The sequence below is a fragment of the Plesiomonas sp. ZOR0011 genome, assembly GCF_000800945.1.
GTDB classification, from domain to species: domain Bacteria; phylum Pseudomonadota; class Gammaproteobacteria; order Enterobacterales; family CAMTGL01; genus Plesiomonas; species Plesiomonas shigelloides.
Genome location: NZ_JRKB01000107.1, coordinates 1 through 2,989, shown reverse-complemented (window position 1 = coordinate 2,989; position 2,989 = coordinate 1). Strand labels below are relative to the sequence as shown.

General features: G+C 42.1%; 1 protein-coding gene and 1 pseudogene. Both read left to right on the top strand.

Annotation, left to right across the window (positions count from 1 at the left end; all coding sequences use genetic code 11):
* A pseudogene (locus L975_RS16130) lies at positions 1-973 on the top strand (IS3 family transposase); the annotation flags it as partial.
* Positions 974-1,472: 499 nt separating this feature from the next.
* The gene (locus L975_RS16125) at positions 1,473-2,015 is read left to right on the top strand and encodes a hypothetical protein (protein WP_047709310.1); all 543 of its coding nucleotides are present in this window, start codon (positions 1,473-1,475) and stop codon (positions 2,013-2,015) included.
* Positions 2,016-2,989 lie beyond the last annotated feature (974 nt).

Genomic DNA, 2,989 nt, shown 5'->3' with positions numbered 1-2,989 from the left:
CTCAGGCAGAGATTAAGCGGTTGCAAAAAGAGCTGAAGCGAGCCACCGAAGAACGTGACATTCTAAAAAAAGCCGCGGCGTACTTCGCAAAGCTGTCCGACTAAGATACGACTTCATTAAAGAACACTGCGACAGCTGGCCGGTGCGTTGGCTTTGTAACATGTTGGATGTGCATCCCAGTGGATACTATTCGTGGAGTAAGTCATCGCTTTCGAAACGCGATAAGACAAACCGAAGGCTAATGGGATTGATTAAGCAGTTATGGCTGGAGTCTGGTTGTGTGTATGGCTACCGGAAAGTTCATTCTGACTTACGTGATCTCGGCGAATCCTGTGGCATTAACCGGGTATACCGGTTGATGCGATCCGCAGGGTTGAAAGCACGGGTTGGTTATCGGAGGCCTAGGTATCGCCAGGGTGACAGCCATGTCATCACACCAAACCGCTTGCAGCGGCAGTTTAATCCGTTAGTGCCTGACGAGGTGTGGGTCACCGATATTACTTATATCCGTACACATGAGGGCTGGCTTTATCTAGCCGTCGTGGTGGATTTATTCTCACGTAAAGTCGTTGGTTGGTCGATGCATTCTCAAATGAGCAAAGACATTGTATTAAACGCATTACTGATGGCTGTGTGGCGACGACAACCGAAAAAGCAGGTAATGGTTCATTCCGACCAAGGGAGTCAATACACCAGCCATGACTGGCAGACATTCCTTAAAATTCATGGCCTGCAAGGCAGCATGAGCAGACGCGGAAACTGTCATGACAATGCTGTGGCAGAAAGCTTTTTTCAGCTGCTAAAGCGAGAACGGATCAAACGAAAAATCTATTCGACACGAGATGAAGCGCGAAGTGATGTGTTTGATTACATAGAAATGTTCTACAACAGTAAACGGAAACATGGTTCCAATAATCTACTGTCGCCGGTAGAGTATGAAAACAGTTACCAAGAACGGCTGGGATGTGTCTAGTTTATTGGTGGCGATTCAATTTTCACTATGAGTTGGTTTAAGTGATTAAGGTGGTATGCGGCGGCTTTGGTATTGCGTTGCACACCCCTTAACAGGGCGTTAAAGATATAATATTTCTCATTCGCCGTAGTACCCTACTACGGCAACATATCGATTTGTACATTCGCCGCAAATGATAATTAAATATCTTTCCTGATAACATTTAGCTAAGGGGCATAGCGTAGCACGCCTGCGTGCGCAGCGGTTTGAAATGGGCATAAAATTCACAAAGTGAATGCCCATTTCAAAATGTCCCTGCTTGAGCTTCTTGTTATCACGGAACCAATGTTTGAAAAACAACGCGTGTCTAAACATCCAACACATGAACTAACTCTACTTCTACAGCAAAACCTCACATGCAACACAGTACCGTTTGTTACATTAGGTGACGCAGAATACATGTCACGTTACTATACGGGAGGTTTCCGCTTAATAACGCGGTTAGTTTCGAGGAAAATATATGTACACAGATGAAGAGAATCAAATGATTCAGACCTACATGTCATTTAAGTTCTTACTTGAACTACATAACTTAGAGTTCGTAAAAACTAAAGACTATAGCGAACTTCACTTTAAAGATTCGTTTGTTCATGAGCAAATGAAATCTATGGGTATTATGAATCAAGGTATGATTCCGCCTATTATGTATATGATGTTAGTTATGCCAAGGGAGCTTCTTAGCAATCAGTTCTCTAATGAATATAAAAAAATCAACTCATTCATCTCATCGCTTAACTTAAATGCTACAAGTAGCTATCAAAGTGATGCTATAGAGATAAACTATATAAGACATATGAGAAATGCCATCTCTCACATGAATGTCACTTATGATAAGACTGGTGCAATATTTAAAGATGCTAATAATAAACAAGAGCAGTTTAGCATGAACGTTGACTATCAAAACTTGGGGGTAATTATTGAAAAGTTAAGTGAGATTTATACCATATATATCGAAGATATCAAAATAAAACAAAAAACTAACAAGTACCTCAAGAGGGACTAACAACTCGCGATGTTATCAGTCCCATTGAACCACAGTGTTATAGTTGTTGTATTTGAGTTTTTGGTAATGCGTTGCTAGCCCCTTCGACGTGCGTTAAAGATATAATATTACCTACTCGCCGTAGTACCCTACTACGGCAATATTACGATTTTTCATGCGCCGAAAATACTAATTAAATGCACTTCCTGATAACTTCTAACTAAGGGGCATAACGGAGCATGCTTGCATGCGCAGTGGTTTGAAATGGGCGCAAAATTCGCGCAGCGAATGCCCATTTCAAAATGTCCCTGTTGAGTTTTTTGTTAGCTGAAACCCCAAGGTAGCTAAAAACACTAGACTTGCCGCCCCACTAAACAACCTTAAGTAAGAACAATAGAGCTTGGCGAGCATTGTACTGGGCCTATTCTATTCGCAATGATGCACGTGACTCGACCATTCGCCTTCAATTGTGCAAAAGAACGCTGATTTCGTGCAGCTAAACACCATGCAAACAAGAGGAAAGAATACGATTTTGCAGTTGTAGCAAAGCTTGCTATGCCAAAACTCTCAGTTGCAGCCGCACCCGCTGACTGGAAAGAAAACAGGATTACATTAGCTTACACCGCAGACTCTTCAACGTGACCGCTCACCAACAATGCACAGGATTGGAAAGAATACTGACTTACCGTGAACACTGAAGATACATCGGCAACTTGGCCAGATTACACCGAATAGGCTACTGGAAAGAATACGACATTTACGTAAACGGTTAAGTAGCCAAGGCAACTCACTCATTAGACGCAACAGCTAAATCGAAGAACAAATACAATTGAGCCGTGAAAATTCACTATGCTAAGTGCTCAGATTTAACCCACAAAAGCTAATTAAATTCGCCTTTCAGCTAACATTTAATTAAGGAGCATAACGGAGCACGCTTGCGTGCGCAGTGGTTTGAAATGAGCGTAAAATTCGCGCAGCGAATGCTCATTTCAAAA

Bases quoted from the DNA above. Each gene is read 5' to 3' on its own strand.
- L975_RS16125 (WP_047709310.1), top strand. From the start codon at position 1,473: ATGTACACAGATGAAGAGAATCAAATGATTCAGACCTACATGTCATTT.